Origin of the sequence: Haloferula luteola (assembly GCF_014201715.1) — a bacterium.
Lineage (GTDB): Bacteria > Verrucomicrobiota > Verrucomicrobiia > Verrucomicrobiales > Akkermansiaceae > Haloferula > Haloferula luteola.
In genome coordinates, this window is record NZ_JACHFD010000010.1 from 101,827 (window position 1) to 122,443 (window position 20,617).

The following is a 20,617-nucleotide window of genomic DNA, read 5'->3' on the forward strand; positions in this document are numbered from 1 at the left end:
AGGACGACTGATACACATGACCGAACAACAATTGCGTGGCGTAATCGTTAAAAAAGGCGAACCCGTTGACCGGGCACTCAAGCGCCTCAAGACCAAGCTCGACACCGAGGGCATCCTCGAGGAAATGCGCCGCCGTCGGGCATTCGAGTCCCCGACCCAGCGCAAGCTTCGCAAGCAACGCACCGCTCCTAAGCGTCACAAGGTCCGTTGGAAGTACGTGAGCCCCTCTCAGGAGGCCAAGGCCGAAGAGGCCGCTGCCAAGACCAGCGCATAAATCTTTTCCCAGTCCTTTCTTCGAATCAGGCGGTCACCTCACGGTGCCCGCCTTTTTCGTCGCCTGCCAGGAGACTCACCACTCCCCCTCCCATCCTCCAGGTGGCGCCTTCCCCTTTTCGATCTCTCCCCCAAAAAAAACGGCCGGCTCCCCGCATTCCACGGAGACCGGCCGAGCGATGAAAACTCGCTGCGTTATTTCACCTCCGCCTCCAGATCACCAAGTGCCCACTGGATGCCGGCCAGGTAATGCTTCAAAATCTTCGGATTCCAATACATGTCGTGATTGTGCCCGAGTGAGCAATAGAACACGCGGCCTTCCCCCCAGTGGCGAGCCCAGGCGACGCCGTAGTCGTTGTCCTGCCGATTCATGCCTCCCACCGGATCGCTCTTTGAAGGATCGAGGCGCAGCAGCATCGTGACTTCCGACGAATCATAGGGATTCTTGAACTGGTAGATCTCTTCTTGGAATTCCATCGGTTCACCCCCGAACATCTCGGCCAGAGGATGGCCCTCTGCACCGGCCTCAACATCGATGTGTACCTTCTTGTCGGCAGTCCATGGATGGCCATCGAAATAGCCGTTCATCATCTCCCCATATTCGGCCCACTGATAGAAAGTATCGGTGGCGGCATGGATGCCGATGAAGCCCTTTCCCCCCTTCACAAAAGCCATGAGGCTGTCCTGCAGGGCCTTCTCGTCAGAAGCTCCATCGAACGCATTCTGGGTCGTACTGAGAAACAGAATGGCATCGAAAGCATCAATCTTCCCCGGCTCAAACAGGGCCAGGTCATCGCTGATCACCGCCTCAAACGCTCCGGTCTTCTTGCCGAGTTCAGCGAGAGCCAGCTTTCCGGTAGCAATCGATTCGTGCCGGAACCCGGCAGTTCTCGAGAACACGAGGACTTTCCGCGGCTTCGCTGGCTTGGCCAAAGCCTCCGCGGGAAGGGCTTTCGCGATCTTTTCCTGAGCACCTGCTGGAGGAACCTCTTTTGGAGGCGCGGCGGCCAACAAAAGAGCCGCCCCACAGACTCCGATCGACAACATCATCGCAGGTTTCATGAGTTTCAAAGATCGAGTTTCGTCCAGGCAGCATTCGCCTTCGAAGAGGCGACCACCGCTTCGATGAAGGCCATTCCACGCACTCCGTCAGCAATTTGAGGATAGTCCATCGAAACAGGATCTGGATCGATCCCGTCGACCACGGCCCGAATGTGGTTGGCGAAGTTTTTGTAGAGATTGGCAAATGCTTCCAGATAGCCCTCCGGATGGCCCGGCGGGGTGCGAGTGGCGGCCGCGGCATGGGGGGAGAGATAGCCTGCTCCCCGACGATAGACTTCTGCTGGCTTGTCGCTCCACTTCACCAGCAGCGTGTTGGGGGCATTCTGGTGCCATTCCAGGCCGCCTTTCTCACCCCACACGCGAATGTTCAGGTTGTTCTCTTCGCCAACGCTGATTTGCGAGCAATGGAGCACTCCTTTGGCTCCGCCTTCGAAGCGCAGCAGCACGTTGCCGTCGTCATCCAACAATCGACCGTCCACATACGTGGTGATGTCCGCCGCCAGCTCTGCAATCGCCAAACCGGAAATGAACTCGGCGAGGTTTTCTGCGTGGCTCCCGATGTCCCCAAACGCGCCCGCAGCACCGGACTTCTTCGGATCTGAGCGCCAAGCCGCTTGTTTCTGGCCCGTGTCCTCCAATTTGGTGGCCAGCCATCCCTGAGGATACTCGACCACGACTTTGCGAATCGTGCCCAGCGCTCCTGCGGAAATCATATCGCGGGCCTGTTTCACCATGGGGTAGCCGGTATAATTGTGGGTCAGGCCGTAGAGGAGGCCCGTTTTCTCCACGATTTGCGCCAAGGCTTTGGCTTCCGCCAAATCCAGCGTAGCCGGCTTGTCGGACATGACATGAAACCCCGCTTCCAGTGCGGCCTTAGCCGCCGGGAAATGAACGTGGTTCGGAGTCACGATGGAGACGAACTCCATGCGCTCGTCGGCCGGCAAAGCGGCCTCCTTCTCCATCATTTCCTGGTAGGTCGCGTAGCAACGCTCTGGCTTCAGAAACAATTCAGCACCTGAATCGAGTGAACGCTGAGGATCCGACGAAAACGCCCCACACACCAGCTCCAGCTGTCCATCCATGGCCGCGGCCATGCGGTGCACCGCTCCGATAAAGGCCCCTTGGCCCCCTCCCACCATGCCGTAACGAATCTTTCTTTTGAATGCGCTCATTTTTGAAAACTCACTGATTCTTGCGATCAAAGGCGGCATCGAAGGCGGCCTGATTCACAGGGAAATCAAGATCCTTCACATATGCACAGCTCTCCGTTGCACCGTGGAATCGATCCATCCGCCCGTCTTCCCACTCAATCGAGAGCGGGCCCGTGTAGCCGATGTCATTGAGCGAAACGATCACCTCCTCGAAATGCACGTCTCCTCGACCCACGCTGCGGAAATCCCAATACCGGCGGGCATCACAGAAATCAGTGTGGCCTCCAAACACACCGACATCACCATTTCCGTGCCCCCACCAAGCATCCTTCATATGGGCGTGGTGAATGCGATCTGCGAAGTGCCGAATGAACTTCACGTAGTCGACACCCTGGTATCCGAGGTGACTAGGGTCGTAGTTGAATCCAAATCGAGGATGACCCTTCACCGCTTCCACCGCCCGCTCCGCACTCGCGATGTCAAAAGCAATTTCGGTCGGGTGCACTTCCAGTGCGAAATAGACGTCTTCCTTCTCGAACGCATCCAGAATGGGGAGAAAGCGCTTCGCAAAATCGTCGTAGCCCGCCTGGAGATAGGCTTGGCTGGTCGGCGGAAAGGCATACAACGCGTGCCAAATCGACGAACCGGTAAAGCCATTGACCACCGCTTTGCCGGACCCCGGCGTCCGACCCGCCATCCATTCCTTGCCGGCGTCGAGAAACTTCCGGCAGGCTCTGGCGCTGTCGATCATCTCTTGTGCAGCGCGCTGTCGCACCCCTTCGGGCTCCCCATCGCCCCACACGTGGGAGGGCAGGATCGATTCATGGCGGGCATCAATTGGATCGCAAATCGCCTGTCCCACCAAATGCGCGGAGATCGAATAACAACCGAGGTCGTGCTTTTTCAGCAACTCCCAGCGCTGGGGAATGTAGTCGGGATCCTGAAGAGCGGCCTGAACGTCAAAATGATCGCCCCAGCAGGCGAGTTCGACGCCATCGAAGCCCATGGCTTTGACTTTCGGGAACAATTCTTCCGCGGGCAGGTCCGCCCACTGGCCAGTGAAAAGAGTAACGGGTCGAGGCATGTTGGATGAATAGAATGCGTGAAGCTAGGGGCCATCCTTTCAAACCGGACAGCCTAAAATGCCTCATTCTGCCACCCACTCGATCACGCAGCGCTTCAGAACCCGATCCACTCGGAAACTCGAACCAATCCTCGCGTCGCCGAGCTCAGGAAAATCCTCTCAGCCGCCCCCACCTCGCGCCGCGTCAATACCCTCTCCTCTGCCCGTCCGGACTCGAGAAGCCCCCTTCGAAACGTTCCCGGCAGGCAACCGGAAGTGAGCGGGGGTGTTTGAAGCTGCCCTTGGATCTCCAGGTAGACATTGGTCGTCGCTCCTTCACACAACTCCCCTCGCGTATTGAAAAAAATCAATTCGTCGACCCCTCCTCGTCTCGCCTCATCGAGCGCGAGCAAATTTTCTGCGTAGCTCAGGCACTTCACCCCCCTCAGCGGCGAGGATTCATTGCGAGCCCAAGATGCCGTTGCCACCCTCAAGGTGAGCGGCACATCCGCACACGGAGCCACGGTCACATAGGTTCGTTCCCCCCGGCCCCGCAGCCTGTTCAGGCTGCCTGCCCCCGCCGTTCGCGCCACCCGCACCCGCCAACGCCCCCTGTGCCCAGCCAATCGCACTTCGATGGCGTCGATCACCTCGCTCCAGTCGGGAACAGCGAGATCCAGCACCCGACATCCCTCTAAAAGCCGCTCACCATGCCAATGGGCGCTCACGATGGACCCATCCACGGCAAGCATCGTTTCAAACACCCCCAAACCATGCGTCCCTCCCCGGTCTCCCGGCGTCGGTTCGCCTTCGAGGATCCAAGTCGCGGCACCCTCTTCCATGACCCTAGAGCGATTTCACAAATACGCGCGAATCCCGGCCACTGGCTTCCAGCTGAGCCCTCCGAGTCGCCGGGAGCACGTCTTTCTCGGCCGGAGAATAGCCCATTCGGTGCTCAAAGAATTCTGCGGCACGATTGGTCAGGGCATACACCTGTGGCACCCCCCGCTGGACTGCCAATGCTTCGGCATGCAGGACCAAATCCGCGCCATAGCCTCGGCCTTCGTGGGACAGCTTGACGTACAAGCACGCCACCTCGGCGAGGTGCTCAGCAGGGTATTCGTGCAGCGCCACACAGCCCACCACGTTGTCGTCGACCGTCATCACGCGGTAGTCGTCGAGTTTGAGGGCAATGTCCTCGTAATTGCGAGGCACGAGTTTCGTCCGCCGCACTGAGCGGCCAATCATTCCAAGCAGCTCCGGGATGTCCTCCTCCCGCAAGGGCCGAATCTCTTGGTAAGAGTCCGCGTGGATCATGGTCCCCACGCCCTCGTTGGAAAACAATTCGTCGACCAGCACCCCTTGACGCCGGCCGTTGAGCACGTGAACCCGCGGCACGCCCTTGTCGCAGGCCTTTGCCGCTGCGCGCAATAGGGCACCACCGGTCACGTTTTCCTGACCTGCGAGTTCCACCGCATCCGCCGCTCGAACAGCCGGCACTGGCACTCCATCGATCAAAATCGCCTGCTCCAGCAACGCGATCAACTTCACCGCGCCGATTCCAAGCGTGAAATCCACGACCTTGTCGTCCAAGGGGTCCTGCGAAGAGGCGTCGACAATCACCGTCTGTCCGCGCCCAAGAATGGCTCTGGCTTCCTCCACCGCACCGGACTCTCCCAATTTCTTGGGGCATCGCGCCGCCATGATTTCGCACTCCAGCGTCCAATCATAAAGATCCGTCACGTCGCCGCCAAGGACCCCCAACACCAGCTTCACGCCCACATCTTCCAACGCCGCCAAATCGAGAAGGGTCTCCGCGACCGCAGGCTCAGGCAACAAGCCCGCCTCAATCAGTACAACAAAGATCCGACCGCGGAATTGCGGCACATACTGAAGCACAGCTCTGACGTCACTTTGCACCGCCACGCGCGCTTCCTAGCAATGCCCTTCCGACCGCGCAAGCGCTTGAAAGGGCATCGGGCCAGAGGATTTCAAAACTCCACAGTTTCTCCCAGCACCGCAACGTCGACCGCCCCTTCGTGCTCCTTTCTCAAGGCATCGCACAACGCCAACGAATGATCCGGCTCACCGTGAACCAGCCACACCTTCGATTTGGCACCCCCCGTCGCGTGAAAGTAATCCAGCAACTCCGAATGATCAGCGTGGCCTGAAAAAGAATCCACCACCTCGACCGCGGCTCGCACCTCATGCCGGTCCCCGAAGATGTTTACCTCCTTGCGGCCATCACGAATGAAACGACCCAAAGTGTGTTCGGCGCAATAACCCACGAAGAACACCGTATTTCGCGGATCACCAATGCCATTTTTCAGGTGATGACGAATGCGCCCTGCCTCGCACATGCCCGACGCTGCGATGATGATGCATGGGCCGTGCACATCATTGAGCTTCTTCGATTGCGCCACCGCCCGCACGAGTTGAAGCCCCTCAAAAATGAAGGGATCCACCCCGTCTTCAAAGAGAAACTCATACACCTCTTGATTGAAGCACTCAGGGTGCAGCCGGAAAATCTCGGTCGCTCCCACCGCCAGCGGACTGTCGACAAACACCGGCACCCGCTGCAGGCGACCACTGTGAAACAGCCGGTTCAGCACATACAGCATCTGTTGGGTCCGCTCGACCGCAAAGGCAGGAATCATCACCTTACCCCCGCGCTTCAGAGCCCGCTCCAACACCTCCGCCACGGCTTCGTCCGCCCCCGTGGGAGGCAACTCGTGCTCCCGACCACCGTAGGTCGATTCCATCAGGAGAAAATCCACATCCGGCACCGCCACTGGGTTGTTGAGGATTTCGTTTTCTCCCCGGCCGATGTCCCCGGAGAACAGAAACCGCTTTCGCTTCCCGCTGTCTTCCTTGTCGATGACTTCCAGAAGGACCTGTCCCGCTCCCAGAATGTGCCCCGCATCAAAAAAGGTGAGCGTCACTCCATCCGCAATCAGCATGGGACGCTCATAGCCCACCGTCACGAATTGCCGCAGGCAGCGCTCCGCATCCTCTTTGCGATAAAGAGCCTCCACCGGAGGCAAACGGTCCTTCGCTCGCTGTTTGTTGAGCCATTCGACGTCTTGCTCCTGAATATGAGCACTATCCGCCAACATGATCGCGCAGAGATCGCGGGTGGCGAATGTCGCAAAAATATTCCCGTTGAACCCTTTGCGGACCAGATTCGGAAGATTCCCACTATGGTCGATATGAGCATGCGACAGCACCACCATATCGACCTCAGCAGGATCGAAGTGGGGGAAACAGCAGTTCACCTCGTAGGCGTCCTGTCTCCGACCTTGGTAAAGACCGCAGTCGAGCAGGATCTTCTTCCCGTTGACTTCCAGCAAGTGCTGGGAACCCGTCGTGGTGCCGGCTGCGCCGCAAAACTTCAACTTCATCACTAACAGCCTCACCCGGGATTCCGTTCCTGCAAAGGAAGATGCTGTCATGCTTCCGCGGAATCTCAAGATCATCCACCTCCGTCGAGCAATGACCACCGGTGGACCCCCACCGGGAGATCGAACCAAGCGGTTGGATCGCTCTTCCCATCACTGACGACGACCTTTGCCCGATCCGGTTCCGCCTGAATCCACTGGCCCTCACCGAGATACACCATCACATGCACTCCCCCCTCCGTCACGGCCAGGTCTCCAGGTTCAAGTTTCTCATCGGTCAGAGTGGAAACCGTCCCGTGAACACCCGTGCTTCGCGTCCATCCCCGGTATCCCTCAGAAAGCGCCTTTGCGCTGCTATCGAACCACCACATTTCCAGGAGAGCCCTGAGCGCGGTGCCATTTCCCCTTCGGAACACCTCTTCTGCCAACGCATCTCGAAGCGCCCGCCTGGGTAGTCCGGAACAATCGATCCCCTGACGTCCTTCTCCGCCCCAAAAATACGGCGTCCCCCGGTAATGGACGAGCCTCTCAAGATAGCCTTTCCGCAACTTCGTGGGCTCGATTGCCCGCTGCGGCAATAGAAGACCGACCCACAAAACCAACGCGCCACTGCCCACGAGACTCCACCTCCACACCCGCTTCCGCCACACCAAAGCCAACAGCAAAAGCAGCGCTGAGCTACCGCAAAGAACCCAGCCCAGACGCAGCCATCCGCTAGAAACCGGGTGACGAAGGATCATCCCCATCGCCACCCAACAGACCACCATCAACCCCGCTAGCCTTTTGAACATGAGAACCAAACAAGCACCGCCTCGACACCACGGAAAGCGCTTTTCTGGTCCTCATCGCTCCCATCAGGCCCCCATCTCCGGATCATAGTCCTTGGGTGCCCGGACCACCCGATCCGCATTCAATTTGGTCACAATATTTCCCCGGCTTCCCCGGCTCTTGATCCCAATCTCACCAAAATTGAACGGTCGCGACACATTGCGCAGGCGTAAGGCGGGCTTGAGATGCACGATCAACAACTGGTCGTTGCTTTCCTCTTCCGACTTGTGGACGGCGAAATAAAATACCCGGCTGCCCTTCTTGCCTCCCGTGAGATCGTATTCCTTGTCGCGAGTGATTCCTCCCACCCGGAAGCGCTTCGCCATCAGCGGACCATCGCGTCCATCCCGGTAAATCAACGAGTAGATCAAATCCTCGTCCTTGCGGAAAATCGACACGCGCAGCGGCCGAGCGCCGACAAAGAACTTCTCCGCCACCTTCTGCACTTTCATTCCGCCCTCACCGGTGAAGACGATCACATCATCCAGCGTGGAGCATTTCTCCAATGGCTTCTCTTTCTTCAAGCCATACCCGGCGAATCCGTTCTTCTCATCGAGGTACAACGTCTCCGTCGCCAGAATCACTTGAGTCCGATCCACCCGCTCGAACGAAGAAATCTCCGTCTTGCGCACCCGCTCCTTGCCATGCTTTTTACGAATCTCTTCGAACCAGCGAATGGTGAATTTCGTCAAATTGCGCAGGTACTTCTCGGTCTCGTCGATCGACTGCTCCAACGCTCGGATTTCCTCGTCCGCTTTGAATGAGTCGAACTTGGAGATTCTTTTGATTTTGATCTCGGTGAGGCGAACAATGTCGTCTTCGGTCACCTCCCGTTTCAGCAGTTTCTTAAACGGCTTCAAGCCGTCATCGATCGCCTGAATCACCGCCTCCCACGTCTCGCACTCTTCGATATCGCGGTAGATCCGGTTCTCGATGAAGATCTTCTCCAGAGAGCTAAAGTGCCACTTCTCATTGAGCTCCCCGAGCTTGATTTCCAGCTCAAGCCCCAGCAATTCCCGTGTCCGTTGGGCATTGCGCCGGAGGATTTCAGACACCCCCATGAACTGCGGCTTACCATCGACAATGACGCAGGCATTCGGTGAAATACTGAGCTCACAGTCCGTGAAGGCAAACAGGGCGTCGCGAGTCATTTCCGCATCCACACCGCTCGGCAGGTGCACCAGAATGTCGGCAAACTCGGCCGTATTGTCCTCGATCTTCGAAATCTTGAGCTTGCCCTTGTCCGCAGCGCTGACGATCGAGTCCATCAGGGCACCCGTCGTTGTTCCAAAAGGAATCTCTACCACTCTCAGGAGATTTTTCTTTTCCAGCTCGATCCGCGCACGAACTCGCACCTTCCCGCCACGCAGACCGTCTCGATAGTCGCTGGCATCCATGATCCCTCCTGTCGGGAAATCCGGAACCAACACAAATTCCTCGTTTCTCAGGGCGGCGATGCAGCCGTCGATCACTTCATTAAAATTGTGCGGTAGCATCTTGCACGCGAGACCGACCGCGATGCCCTCGACGCCCTGAACCAGCAAGACAGGAAACTTCGAGGGCAGAGTGATCGGCTCCTTATTGCGACCGTCGTAACTCGGAGTCCAAGAAGTCGTCTTGGGATTGAAAATCACATCCAACGCGAACTTCGTCAGCCGTGCCTCGATGTATCGAGGTGCCGCGGCCCCGTCCCCTGTCAGCGTGTTTCCCCAGTTCCCCTGGGTATCGATCAGCAAATCTTTCTGCCCGAGGTTCACCGTCGCGTCGCCAATCGCAGCGTCGCCGTGGGGGTGGTACTTCATCGTGTTGCCGATGACATTGGCCACCTTATTGTAGCGGCCGTCGTCTAATTCCCTCATCGAGTGAAGAATCCGGCGCTGGACGGGTTTAAACCCATCCAGAAGATGCGGAACCGCCCGCTCAAGAATCACGTACGATGCGTAATCCAAAAAATAGTCCGAATACATCTCGCCCAGGGAGGCGTGCTGATCGGGGTCGTGACTCATGGAGCAGATCGTTAAGCGTTCTTAAGCACCCGGCAAGGGGGAATTGGGAGACGGGCTTGTCCTCCCAAGCCCCATGCCCTAGGGGATGGGCGCGGATGATGGGGTGGGCAAAGCGAGGCATGCAAGCGGGGCTTGGGCTCACCGCCGTCTTTGGCGAGGTGACCGCGTCCCCCGTGACCACCTGGCCAGAGGCACCTGCAGATGCGCGGCCGTGGCTCGAACTCACCCTTTCCGACTCTGGAAGCGAAGACTCCGGGCCCGATGGAGATGCGCTCGCCCGCGACGGTTGGGGCGGCCTGGTTTTCCCCGCCATGGGAAGCGATGCTTCCGCTTGGCAGCAGCAAGCACGCGCCGCCGCGGCCGAGGCACAGCGAGGAGGATTGGGATTCGATCTCCGCCTCAACGCCTTACCCCGACCCGCCACCGCACTTGACGAATTGCGTTCCGAGGTCCTCGAACCCTTTTCGGACAGGATTCAGGGCGGCCAGGAGGTTTCCCTTTCCCTCCCCGATCGCACTTTTGAAACCCTGGGCGCCTGGCCCCATCAAGGAGCGCCGATGGATCTGACCCCGTACCTTGGAGAAGACGGCACCCTTGCCTGGCCCGCGCCCGTCGGCGATTGGCGAGTTTTCGGACTCGGCACTCGGAAGGCAGGAGAAGAACTGGATCCCTTTTCCGCTTACGCCATGACTCTGTGGCTAGATTTTCAGGAAAAGCCCCTTGAAGCCGAGGGCCTATTGCCGCCTCGGGCCAAGGTTTTCGAACGCACCGCCGCGACCGAAGGAAGCTGGAGCCCGGCCCTCCTCGACGCATTCCAGAAGCTTCGTGGCTACGACCTGCGCGAGCAACTTCCCGCTCTGTTTGGCCAAGGAGACCCGGGAAACTCCCTGCGTGTCGTCAGTGACTACCGCGAAACCCTCGGCGAAATGCACCTTGATGCTCTGGATGCCTGGCGGCTCCGAACCCAGGAAGAAGGAGCCCTGAGTCGATCCGTGCTCCGCGGCAATCCAGGAAACCCCATCGACCTCCAAGCGATCGCTGATATTCCAGGAGTTCTCGATCCGGCGGATCCTCCGTTCGCCGCATCCGCCGCCCACTTTGCCCTCAAACCCCTCATCACAGGAGTGGTCGTGGGGGGGCTCACTTCATCCCCCAACGAAATCCGGCGCCGCTGCGAAGCCCTGTGGCTCCGAGGTGCCAACCAACTTGAATTCCCTCCTATCGACCCCGCGCTTCACCTGGGAATTCCCGCGCTCACCGACTGGGTCACCCGGATTCAGACCATCCTCCAATCAGGAGCGCCAGATCCGGATTTGCTTCTCTACTACCCATATCACGATTTCCTCGCCACTCGGGGCGGACTCCCCCATGACCCCGACGAACGTCTCCTCTGGATGGCTTCCAGCGGATTCGGCCATGCCATGCAGGCTTTGGATGAAGCCGGGATCTCCTACGACATTGTCAGTGATCGCCTTTTGGCCAGCGCCACCGCTTCCGAATCCGGGATCATTCTCGGAGGGCTGCTCTACCAAGCCATCATGCTTCCGGAAGTGGAACGCCTGCCCGAAACCACCGCCATCCTACTCCGCGATCTCTCCCGCCGTGGCGGGAAAATCGGCATCCTCGGGGACTGGCCAACAGATGTGCCCGGGTATCCAGCACCCGACATCCGGCGGGGAACTCTCGTCCAAGCACTTGAGGATATTCACCGCAGTGAGGAAGACGACGACCCCGTAAGACTCGCTGAAAAACTCGGAATTCGCGGGGAATCCTTCGCCGCCGCAGGGCTTCGAGGCATCCGCCGCCACCATGCAGACGGTCACCACTATTGGCTGCTGAATCCCACCGACAAGGTCGTCGATACCGAAGTGGAACTCTCCCGGCCCGCCTCGGCACTGGTCCTTCTCGACCCCGCCATTCCTGATCGCGCCGGCACCGTCGCCACCGAATCCACTGAATACGGCCGGATACGCTTTCCTCTCCGGCTTGAGCCTCACGAGTCCCGCCTCATCCGGACTTTCCGGCAGCCCTTGGAATCCCCTCCTCGGTGGCCTCAACGGCTACCCGGAATCGATCTGAGGGGCCTCTGGACCCTGACGTTTCAGGACGGAGGTCAGCTCGAATTGCCGCTTCTCGGCTCCTGGCGAACTTTGGCCGATCCCCAATGGGCCCTCACTACGGACCCGGTGCGCTACCACCTCGATTTTGAATTGCCCGACGGCGCGGATCGGTGGTTGCTGGATTTCGGAAAAGTCTCCCAGACGGGCAGCGTGAAGATCGACGGAGAGCCCATCGGGACCCTCTTTGGAAACCCTGCAGCGCTGGCCCTCCCCGTGCTCGCCGCAGGCAGTCATCACCTCGAAGTCGTGGTTTCCGCGACGTCTCAATCGTCAGAAGCAGGCCTCCTCGGTCCGGTGCGCGCCGTCCCCCTTACGGCCAGCTCAGAAGAATGATCAAGGAAACCCCTTTCCCCAGAGGCATCCGGCGCTAGGGTGCCCATCGTGACCCGCTCGATTCTCTCTGCCGCCCTTTGGGCGACTCTCGCCCCTACCTGCCCGGCCGCCGAACAAATCGTCACCCTCGGCGACTCTCTCACCTTTGACTACGAGGCCGAGTTTGGATTCAGCATCACCATTTTCAATCCCAGCACCTTCCAGTTTGAGACCTACGGCGATGGTTTCAGCTCCACGGTAAAAAACTGGATCGAAATCCTCGGCGATGCCAACTATCGCAAGGACCACTTCGACAACGGCAGTCGGAAAACCTACACCGTTCCTCTTTCCGGTCAGACGCTCCTCTTCCGCCACGCCTACAACTGGGCCATCCCGGGAGCCACCGCAGAACAAATCCGCGATTTTGTCCTCGGGAGCCGCACTTTCACCGAAATCCTTGCCGACGACTCCAGCTCTGACTTTTCGCTCGGCGATGCGCTCACTTTAGCGGGCATCGATGACAGCGATTTCGCCGTCTCTGACCTGCGCGAACAGATTCAAACCGTCGCCGATCGATTGACCTATTTCGTCGGAGGAAACGATCTCCGCAGAGTTTACGGCGGGGTCTACAACGACACTTTGAGCACTGCGGAAATCGAAACTTTCGTCAGTGGATTTGTCGCCGATTCCACCGAGGTCATCGATCAGGTTCTCGAGTGGAATCCCGATCTTCCTATCGTCATCGTGGCCGCACCCCATATCGGAATCACCCCGGAAATTCGGGGAAAATATCCAAATGACTCGGTAAAGACCGCACGCATCACCACCATGCTGGAGGATCTCAATGGACGGATGAAAGCGCTCGCGGAAACCCGAGGAATCGGCTTCGCCGATATCTTTCACCCAACGCTTCGCTACCTTGATGCCGCCACGCCGCTAACTATCCATGGCATCCCCATTGCCAACGCAGGCACCACGACTGGCGACCTCAACGATCTCTGGCTCAACGGTGAGTTCAGCGCCAACTTTCACCCAAACACCAGCGCTCAAGCGGTGATCGCCAACTTGATTCTCCAGGCATTCAACCGCACCTACGGCAGCGAAATTCCACCACTCACCGCGACCGAAATGCTGGGGGGATTGCTTCAACAAACGAGCGGCCAAATCGACATGAGCTTCGCCAGCTGGATGGGTGGCTTCGGCATCGCCGGTGCGGCGGAGGATGACGACTCGGACGGCGATGGCATCCCTGCCGCCGTCGAATTCGGGCTTGGGCTCGACCCGACCTATCCAGACGCGGATGAAATCACCACCCAGTGGGGAGACTCCTCCTTCACCTTACGCTACCCGCTGCGCCTGCCCGACACCCTGCAGGTCACCGTCGATCCCGCCAACTCCGACGACCTCCGTACCTTTGCTCCCGTGACTCCACGGCCGACTGTGGGTGCCAGTGGCTATGCCACCGCCACGACCACCGGTTCCCAGGGGTTTCTGCGCCTCGAAGCCACGCTCGCGCCGTAGTTCACAGCGGAATCACATGCACCCGCTGCGCCTTCACAGCAGCCACCATTTCCCGCCCCACCGTGACACCCAGCACCTCAACCGACGCCGCGGTTAGCAAAGCTACCAGGGGGAATCCAACATCCAATTCCACACGCATCGCTACCCCTTCCTGACGCAAGCCAACCACTCGCCCCCACCATTGATTCCTGAGGCTGGAATGATCGAGCAACACCTCCCCCAAGCTCACGTCTCCTCCCCTGACACACACCCAAACTTCTCCCCCTTTCACAAGGCCCGGAACCTCGGAGGCCACCACACAAACTCCCCGGCAATCCACTTCTGCGACCCCATTTTCGCAAGACAACACACGGCCTCGGGCCAGCGTTTCCACTTCCAACAATTGAGCAGTTTCCGCGGATTCGGGACGGCAAAAAACCTCCTCCATCTCCCCTTGTTCAACGAGGCGCCCACGACTCATCACCGCCATCCGATCACCGAGTGCCAGCGCATCCTGGCGATCGTGCGTCACCATCAAGACAGGAACCTCGGCTTCCCGGAGCCACGGTCTCAATTCACTCCTTAGTCGTTCCCGAGTGGGCCGATCCAATCCCGACCACGGCTCATCCAGCAGCACCAAAGCGGGATCCGATGCCAAGGCACGCGCCAACGCCACCCGCTGTTGCTGCCCACCCGACAGCTCTGAAGGTCGGCGGTTCTCCATGCCTCCCAGGCCCATTCTTTCCAGCCAATCCGCTACCCGCGACTTCACGGCAGCTTTCGATCCACCACGCATGCCGTAGCTCACATTCTGTGCAACGCTGAGATGGGGAAACAGCAGCCCATCCTGAGAGACCCACCCCACACGACGACGGGAGGCGGGAACGTCGATCCGTTTCTCCGTATCGAACCACCATTCCTCGCCCACGCTCAGTCGACCATCGTCGGGCTTCTCCAATCCTGCCAATACGCGAATCAAGGTGCTTTTCCCGGCGCCGGATTCTCCGAACAAAATCGTCACTCCTCGTCCTTCAGGAATCAGGAAATCATCCACTTGAATGATGGCTCCCGTCGGAAATCGTCGCGAAAAACTCAACTGCAGAGCCCCGATCATCCAGACCTCCTTCGCACCAAAATCTCACTCAAGCCCACCGCCAGAAAACTCACGACCACGGCCACGGCCGCCAGATGCCAGGCCTTCTCGTCCTGCCCCAGCTGCACCGCATGATAGATCGCGACTGGGAGCGTAGTCGTTTCGCCCGGAATATTGCCCGCCACCATCACCGTCGCCCCAAATTCGCCCAATGCTCGGGCAAATGCCAGCAAGGCCCCTGCCATCACCCCGCGAGCCGCCATCGGCAGGGTCACCGTGAAAAAAACTCTCCACTCTCCCGCACCCAAAGTGCGCGCCTGCTGCTCCAAACGAGGATCGACCGCCTCCAGCGCCGCCCGCGCAGTCCGCACGAACAGAGGCGATGACATGGTCGCTAAAGCCAGAACCACGGCTTTCCAAGTGAAGACCACCTCCAGTCCCCACTGCTCCTCAAGCCATGCGCCCAGGACCCCTCGACGACTGAACGCCTTCAGCAGCAGCAATCCCGTCACCACCGGCGGCAGCACCAGAGGCAACGAAACCAAGGTTTCGACCACCATCTTGCCCCGCCAATTCCGACGCGCCAACCACCAAGCAAGTACGACGCCCGGCGGAATCAGGCATAGGGTTGCCATCAACGCCATGCTGGCGGTGAAGACGACCAATTGCCACTCGTCGGAACTCATCGACCCAGCACCCTGAAGCCGTATTTCTCAAACACCTCAGTCGCAGCTTCTTGCCGCAACCACGCCAAAAAGCGCTTGGCTGCCGGAGCGCGACGCGTTCCCGAAACCACCGCAGCGGGATACACGATCGGCGGGCCTTCTTCGGCGGGGATCTCCCAGGCCACCTTCACGCCATCCGTGGAAGCCGCGTCGGTTTTGTACACGATTCCCGCCTGAGCATGCCCTGACTCTACAAATGCCAGCGCCGCACGCACATTCTCTGCCGGGACTACCTTCGACTCCACCTCTGCCCAACACCCTATTTTTTTCAGGTATGCCTTGGCGTAGACCCCTGCCGGCACGGCATCGGGATGCCCCAAGGCCAGCCGTCGGACGGAGGAACCACCAAGGTCATGAATCGACTTCAACACCGGACCCTCCGGCGGAGTGATCACCACCAAAGTATTCCCCAACACATCTTTCCGGGTCTGGGGATCGACGCAGTGTTTCTCTTCCAAGCGGTCCATCTGCAAGCGGTCTGCGGAAACAAACACATCCGCGGGAGCCCCTGCTTCGATCTGACGTGCCAGAGTATTCGATCCTGCGAAGTTGAAGCGGACGGTTTCCCCCGTTGCCTTCCCGTAATCTTTGCCCAACTCGCTCATGGCATCGCTCAGACTTGCCGCGGCGAAAACCATCACTTCCTCCGCCATCAACTTTCCCGCTGCCAAAAGACTGAAAATCAGAAGCATCCAAGGTGATTTCATATCCAACAAAATAGCATTCCAGTCTCTGCGATGACGATCGCCCAAGCGACATCGACAAAACGGCATCAGGGCGGTCCGCCACCCCTTCCCTGCTAACCCAAACGGTGCCATTTCTCTTCCTGCTCGACCAGCCGCATTCCTTTTTTCGGCGCAGTCCTGCGCACCACTCCATGACAGCTGCCAGCAAAATTGTCACCTCGTAGAGCTTGGCGCACCCCCACCCTCCGGTCCTCGCTTCGCTCTCGCCATGAAGCTTTCGCTCACCTCCGCTTCCTTGTTCGTTTCTGTCACCTGCGGCCTTCAAGCCGATCCCCCTCCGGTCTCCAGCGGGGATGTCAGCAGTCACACCGCCGTGGTTTGGAGCCGCAGCGTCGGCGCCGACCGCATGCTTGTGGAGACCGACACAGACCCCGACTTCTCCCATCCCATCCGCCATCCCGAAGTCTCCACGGGAGCCGATCAAGACTTCACCGCACGTGCCCTGCTGAACGACCTTCCGGCGGGCACGCGCATCCACTACCGAGTCACTTTCCCTGACGGCTCCGAGTCCCCTCCAAGCAACACCGGCAGCTTCAAAACGGCCCCCATCGACCATCGCAACGTTCGCTTCGCGTGGTCGGGGGATACGGTCGGTCAAGGTTGGGGCATCGATCCCGAACGCGGTGGCATGCAAACCTACGAGACCTTGCGTGCCTTCCAGCCTGATTTCTTTATTCACAATGGCGACCTCATCTACGCCGACGACCCACTGGAGCCCGAAGTGCCGCTGGCCGACGGCAGTGTATGGAAAAACCGAGTCACCCCGGAAAAGTCGAAAGTAGCCGAGACCCTGGCGGAATTTCGAGGGGCCTATCGCTACCAGCTTCTCGATCCCCAAGTGCGTCGCTTTCTCGCCGAGGTACCTGTCTTTGCCCAATGGGACGACCATGAAGTGGCCAACAACTGGTATCCCGGAGAAACCCTTTCCGATCCTCGCTACACCGAGAAGCGAGCTTCGGTCCTCGCTGAGCGCTCCCATCAAGCTTTCATCGAATACACCCCTGTCGCCATCGATTCCCACGAACCACACCGCATCTATCGGGAAATCTCTTACGGCCCCGATCTCGATATCTACATGCTCGATCTTCGTAGCTACCGCGGCGCCAATACCCTCAACCAACAGGATCAGGCCGGTGCCGACACCGCCATCCTTGGAGGCAACCAACTCGAATGGCTTGCCACTCGATTGGCTACCTCCCAAGCAACTTGGAAAATCATTGCCTGCGACATGCCCATCGGCCTGATCGTTCCCGATGGCAAAGAACAGGAGGCGATCGCCAACAGCAATGGCCCACCCCGAGGACGTGAATTGGAGATCGCCGGCCTGCTTTCCCGGCTCAAGCGAGATCAGGTGCGGAATACGGTGTGGTTGACGGCCGACGTCCACTATGCGGCAGCCCATCACTACGCCCCCGAACGCGCCGTCTTCAAAGACTTCCTGCCCTTCTGGGAATTCGTCAGCGGGCCCCTCCACGCCGGCAACTTCGGACCCAATGAGCCCGACAACACCTTCGGCATCGAGGTGAAGTTCCAAACTGCCAGCAAGGAAATCCCTGTCGATCAGCCACCCTCCGCGGGCCACCAGTACTTCGGAGGGCTCGAGTTCGATGCTGACACCCGCGACCTCACCGTGACTCAGCACAACCGCGCCGGGAAAGTCGTCTACCGCCAAACGCTCCATCCGGAAGATTGAGCCCAGGCAATGCTCTCGGATCTCCCAAGAGTTTCGTGAGAACACTCAGCGGTCCTCAGGGACCCATGGCCCGTCCCTGGTTCCTCGATCGGGCTGCGATGAAACTGGGGACGCAGAAAGGGGTGAGCGCATGCGCTCACCCCTTTGCAGTGAAGACCATCGAAGGCAGATCAGGCCGGAGCACCCACCACCGTTCCCGGCAACGGACCCCCATCATCCTCATCGGTCTTGCCCGACGTTGACTCTTTTTTCTTCGCCGGGGGCTCATCAGGAAGCGACGGAGGCTTCGGTGAGTTCGGCGGATCCTTCATCTCACCGAACTCGATCAGATCAAGGATGTGGCGAGCATCGAGAGTCTCATACTCCAGCAGGGCCTGGGCAATCAGCTCAAGCTTGTCACGCTTCTCAAGGAGGATGCGCTTTGCGTCGGTGTAGGCGCGATCGATCACACGCTTGATTTCCGAATCGATCTTCTGGGCGGTCGCTTCCGAGTAGTTGCGAGATCGCGAAATGTCGCGGGCAAGGAACACCTCACCTTGGTTTTCGCCATACTCGACCATGCCGAGCTCCTCGCTCATGCCCCACTCACAAACCATCCGGCGGGCCAGACTGGTCGCTTGGCGAATGTCGCCCGAAGCGCCACTGGTCACATCTCCAAAAGTGATCTCTTCGGCCACCCGGCCACCCATCGTCACGATGAGTTGCTCGATGCCCTGAAGTTTGTGGAAGTGATATTTGTCTTCCTTCGGCAAGTGGAAGGCCGCACCGAGATAGGGTCCCCGCGGAATGATAGTGACTTTGTGGAGTGGATCGACGTGCTCCAAAGTGGCCAACAGCAGAGCGTGGCCAGCTTCGTGATAGGCAGTGGTCTTCTTCTCCTCTTCGCTGAGAGCCAGGCTGCGACGTTCGCGGCCCCAACGGACCTTGTCGCGAGCTTCTTCCAATTCAGCCAAAGTCACGGCGTTCAGCCCCTTCCGTGCCGCCAAGAGGGCAGCTTCGTTGATCAGGTTGGCCAGCTCAGCCCCCGAAAATCCGGGAGTGCCTCGAGCGATCAAGGCAAGATCCGTGGCCGGGGAAAGTTTGATCTTCTTCGAGTGGACCCCGAGGATCTGCTCGCGGCCCTTCACATCAGGCAGGGAAACCGTCACCTGGCGGTCAAAACGACCGGGGCGCAACAAGGCCGGATCCAGCACGTCGGGACGGTTGGTCGCAGCGATGATGATGATGCCCTCTTGGGTATCGAAACCATCCATCTCCACAAGAAGCTGGTTGAGCGTTTGCTCCCGCTCATCGTGGCCACCTCCAAGTCCGTGGCCGCGGTGACGTCCCACCGCGTCGATTTCGTCGATGAAGATCAGACAGGGTGCATGCTTCTTGCCCTGCTCGAACATGTCGCGAACCCGCGACGCGCCGACACCGACAAACATTTCGACGAAGTCCGAGCCAGAAATCGAGAAGAAGGGAACATCGGCCTCACCCGCGATCGCCCGCGCCAGCAAGGTCTTACCGGTTCCTGGAGGGCCCACCATCAGCACGCCCTTGGGAATCGAACCCCCAAGCTTCTGGAACTTCCGCGGATCCCTCAGGAAATCGACAATTTCCCAAAGCTCCTCTTTGGCTTCCTGAATCCCGGCAACATCCTTGAACGTCACCTTGTTGTGATCACGAGTCAGCAACCGGGCTTTCGATTTCCCGAAAGACATGGCGCCACGGCCAGCCGCCTTCATCTGCTGACGGAACAGGAAGAACAGCAACAGAATGATCAGCAGCACCGGCAGGAAAGTCAGCACCACCCGACCAAACATGCCCGCGTCATTGATGTATTTGGCATCGCTCTGCGCCAGCAGTCGGCTGATTTCTTCAGCCTGAACATAGAGGGAGGTCTGCACCACAAAACGGTGCAATTGCTCCTGGGTGGGCGCCGGAAGGGGCCCGGCCGGAACCCGTGCATAACCCGTCAGGACCGCATCGTAATTGGTGGTGTGCAGCTCCAACGGACGGGCCGGGTCATCCGTGATGACCCAACCATTGGCCATCACCCCACGGAAATCGGAAAGCGTATACGTCTTGTCGGTATTCTCCACCGTCGGCAGAGCGTCGGACTGGAAACGCCGGGGCAAGTGCTCCCCGAGCGCTTGCATGACTTCCTGCTCTTGGTCGGTACGGCGACCAAAGTTCAGCTGGAACGACAGGATCTGGGTCTCGATTTCGTCGAGGTTGGGCTTATCACGGTACCAGCCCACCACTTTGGCATTCGAGCTGCCATCAGCGGTCTCCACTGAAAGTAGCCGCTGCGAATCCCCCGTGATGATCAACCCTTGATCCCACTTGCGGGTGAATTCGTTGAAGCTGAGCTGCTTGGGTTTGGTAGCCACATCCCCGTAGAAAAAGGCGAAGCCCAACGCGAGGAGGGCAAGGCCAAGGAACAGGGCAAGGCGCCAATTGAACCCCGGAACATTATTCGGGCCACGAGAGCCAGGTCCCTGGGGATTGCGATTCTGAGATGGATCGGACATGGTGAATCGAGTGCGGAGCTGTTGGGAGTGGTTTCCTGCTCCGCCTGGGTGGATCTTAGCACGAGGTTCTTGCCTCGGCAAAGGCGAGGGAGACTAGTCCGGCTCGCTCAAAAGGAAACCCATTTTTCCGC

At 59.1% G+C, this 20,617-nt stretch carries 16 protein-coding genes; 4 read left to right on the forward strand and 12 right to left on the reverse strand.

All coding sequences use genetic code 11. The annotated features are described in order from the left end of the window. The first annotated feature begins 16 nt into the window (after nucleotides 1–16). Nucleotides 17–274, forward strand: a complete 258-nt coding sequence (gene rpsU / locus HNR46_RS11205) for a 30S ribosomal protein S21 (RefSeq protein WP_246418050.1) — start codon at nucleotides 17–19, stop codon at nucleotides 272–274. A 194-nt stretch (nucleotides 275–468) separates the two neighbouring features. Here the strand turns inward: rpsU and HNR46_RS11210 are convergent, their stop codons facing one another. The 8 genes from HNR46_RS11210 to HNR46_RS11245 all read right to left on the reverse strand — a co-directional run bounded on the left by HNR46_RS11210 (nucleotide 469) and on the right by HNR46_RS11245 (nucleotide 9,781). Continuing rightward, entirely contained in the window at nucleotides 469–1,335 is an 867-nt protein-coding gene (locus tag HNR46_RS11210; RefSeq protein WP_184018805.1) for a ThuA domain-containing protein, read from the reverse strand. 5 nt (nucleotides 1,336–1,340) lie between these two features. Beyond that, the gene (locus HNR46_RS11215; protein ID WP_221285124.1) at nucleotides 1,341–2,507 is read right to left on the reverse strand and encodes a Gfo/Idh/MocA family protein; all 1,167 of its coding nucleotides are present in this window, start codon (nucleotides 2,505–2,507) and stop codon (nucleotides 1,341–1,343) included. Between the two features lie 10 nt (nucleotides 2,508–2,517). Further along, nucleotides 2,518–3,570: a sugar phosphate isomerase/epimerase family protein gene (locus tag HNR46_RS11220; RefSeq protein ID WP_184018807.1), complete on the reverse strand. Its 1,053-nt coding sequence runs from the start codon at nucleotides 3,568–3,570 to the stop codon at nucleotides 2,518–2,520. Between the two features lie 95 nt (nucleotides 3,571–3,665). Continuing rightward, nucleotides 3,666–4,391 carry an aminotransferase class IV gene (locus tag HNR46_RS11225; RefSeq protein WP_184018809.1) on the reverse strand — a complete coding sequence of 242 codons (726 nt, stop codon included), beginning with the start codon at nucleotides 4,389–4,391 and terminating at the stop codon, nucleotides 3,666–3,668. Nucleotides 4,392–4,395: 4 nt separating this feature from the next. Beyond that, complete coding sequence (locus tag HNR46_RS21400; RefSeq protein ID WP_184018811.1) at nucleotides 4,396–5,475, reverse strand: GNAT family N-acetyltransferase; 1,080 nt, start codon at nucleotides 5,473–5,475, stop codon at nucleotides 4,396–4,398. Nucleotides 5,476–5,540: 65 nt separating this feature from the next. Continuing rightward, a complete protein-coding gene (locus tag HNR46_RS11235) occupies nucleotides 5,541–7,001 on the reverse strand; it encodes an MBL fold metallo-hydrolase RNA specificity domain-containing protein (protein WP_246418051.1) in 1,461 nt (486 codons plus the stop codon). Nucleotides 7,002–7,021: 20 nt separating this feature from the next. Further along, nucleotides 7,022–7,738, reverse strand: coding sequence for an NlpC/P60 family protein (locus HNR46_RS11240; protein ID WP_184018813.1), 717 nt, complete (start codon nucleotides 7,736–7,738; stop codon nucleotides 7,022–7,024). Between the two features lie 63 nt (nucleotides 7,739–7,801). Then, nucleotides 7,802–9,781, reverse strand: a complete 1,980-nt coding sequence (locus tag HNR46_RS11245; RefSeq protein ID WP_184018815.1) for a DNA gyrase/topoisomerase IV subunit A — start codon at nucleotides 9,779–9,781, stop codon at nucleotides 7,802–7,804. A 119-nt stretch (nucleotides 9,782–9,900) separates the two neighbouring features. Between HNR46_RS11245 and HNR46_RS11250 the strand changes: the two genes are divergently transcribed. Both HNR46_RS11250 and HNR46_RS11255 read left to right on the forward strand, forming a co-directional pair. Next, complete coding sequence (locus tag HNR46_RS11250; protein WP_184018817.1) at nucleotides 9,901–12,234, forward strand: glycosyl hydrolase family 2 protein; 2,334 nt, start codon at nucleotides 9,901–9,903, stop codon at nucleotides 12,232–12,234. A 48-nt stretch (nucleotides 12,235–12,282) separates the two neighbouring features. After that, complete coding sequence (locus HNR46_RS11255; protein WP_184018819.1) at nucleotides 12,283–13,734, forward strand: SGNH/GDSL hydrolase family protein; 1,452 nt, start codon at nucleotides 12,283–12,285, stop codon at nucleotides 13,732–13,734. 1 nt (nucleotide 13,735) lies between these two features. Here HNR46_RS11255 and HNR46_RS11260 read toward each other — a convergent pair whose 3' ends face one another. Genes HNR46_RS11260 through modA form a run of 3 tightly spaced genes read right to left on the reverse strand, consistent with a single transcriptional unit; the run spans nucleotide 13,736 to nucleotide 16,238 of the window. Beyond that, nucleotides 13,736–14,827, reverse strand: coding sequence for an ABC transporter ATP-binding protein (locus HNR46_RS11260; RefSeq protein ID WP_184018821.1), 1,092 nt, complete (start codon nucleotides 14,825–14,827; stop codon nucleotides 13,736–13,738). After that, nucleotides 14,824–15,492, reverse strand: a complete 669-nt coding sequence (gene modB, locus HNR46_RS11265) for a molybdate ABC transporter permease subunit (RefSeq protein WP_184018823.1) — start codon at nucleotides 15,490–15,492, stop codon at nucleotides 14,824–14,826. The genes HNR46_RS11260 and modB overlap by 4 nt, the downstream gene beginning before the upstream one ends. After that, nucleotides 15,489–16,238 carry a molybdate ABC transporter substrate-binding protein gene (modA, locus tag HNR46_RS11270; protein WP_184018825.1) on the reverse strand — a complete coding sequence of 250 codons (750 nt, stop codon included), beginning with the start codon at nucleotides 16,236–16,238 and terminating at the stop codon, nucleotides 15,489–15,491. The genes modB and modA overlap by 4 nt, the downstream gene beginning before the upstream one ends. Before the next feature lie 247 nt (nucleotides 16,239–16,485). On the opposite strand from modA, the gene HNR46_RS11275 reads away from it, so the two are divergent. Beyond that, nucleotides 16,486–17,970: an alkaline phosphatase D family protein gene (locus HNR46_RS11275; RefSeq protein ID WP_184018827.1), complete on the forward strand. Its 1,485-nt coding sequence runs from the start codon at nucleotides 16,486–16,488 to the stop codon at nucleotides 17,968–17,970. Between the two features lie 170 nt (nucleotides 17,971–18,140). Here the strand turns inward: HNR46_RS11275 and ftsH are convergent, their stop codons facing one another. Next, nucleotides 18,141–20,486: an ATP-dependent zinc metalloprotease FtsH gene (ftsH, locus tag HNR46_RS11280; protein ID WP_281375574.1), complete on the reverse strand. Its 2,346-nt coding sequence runs from the start codon at nucleotides 20,484–20,486 to the stop codon at nucleotides 18,141–18,143. Between the last annotated feature and the right edge of the window lie 131 nt (nucleotides 20,487–20,617).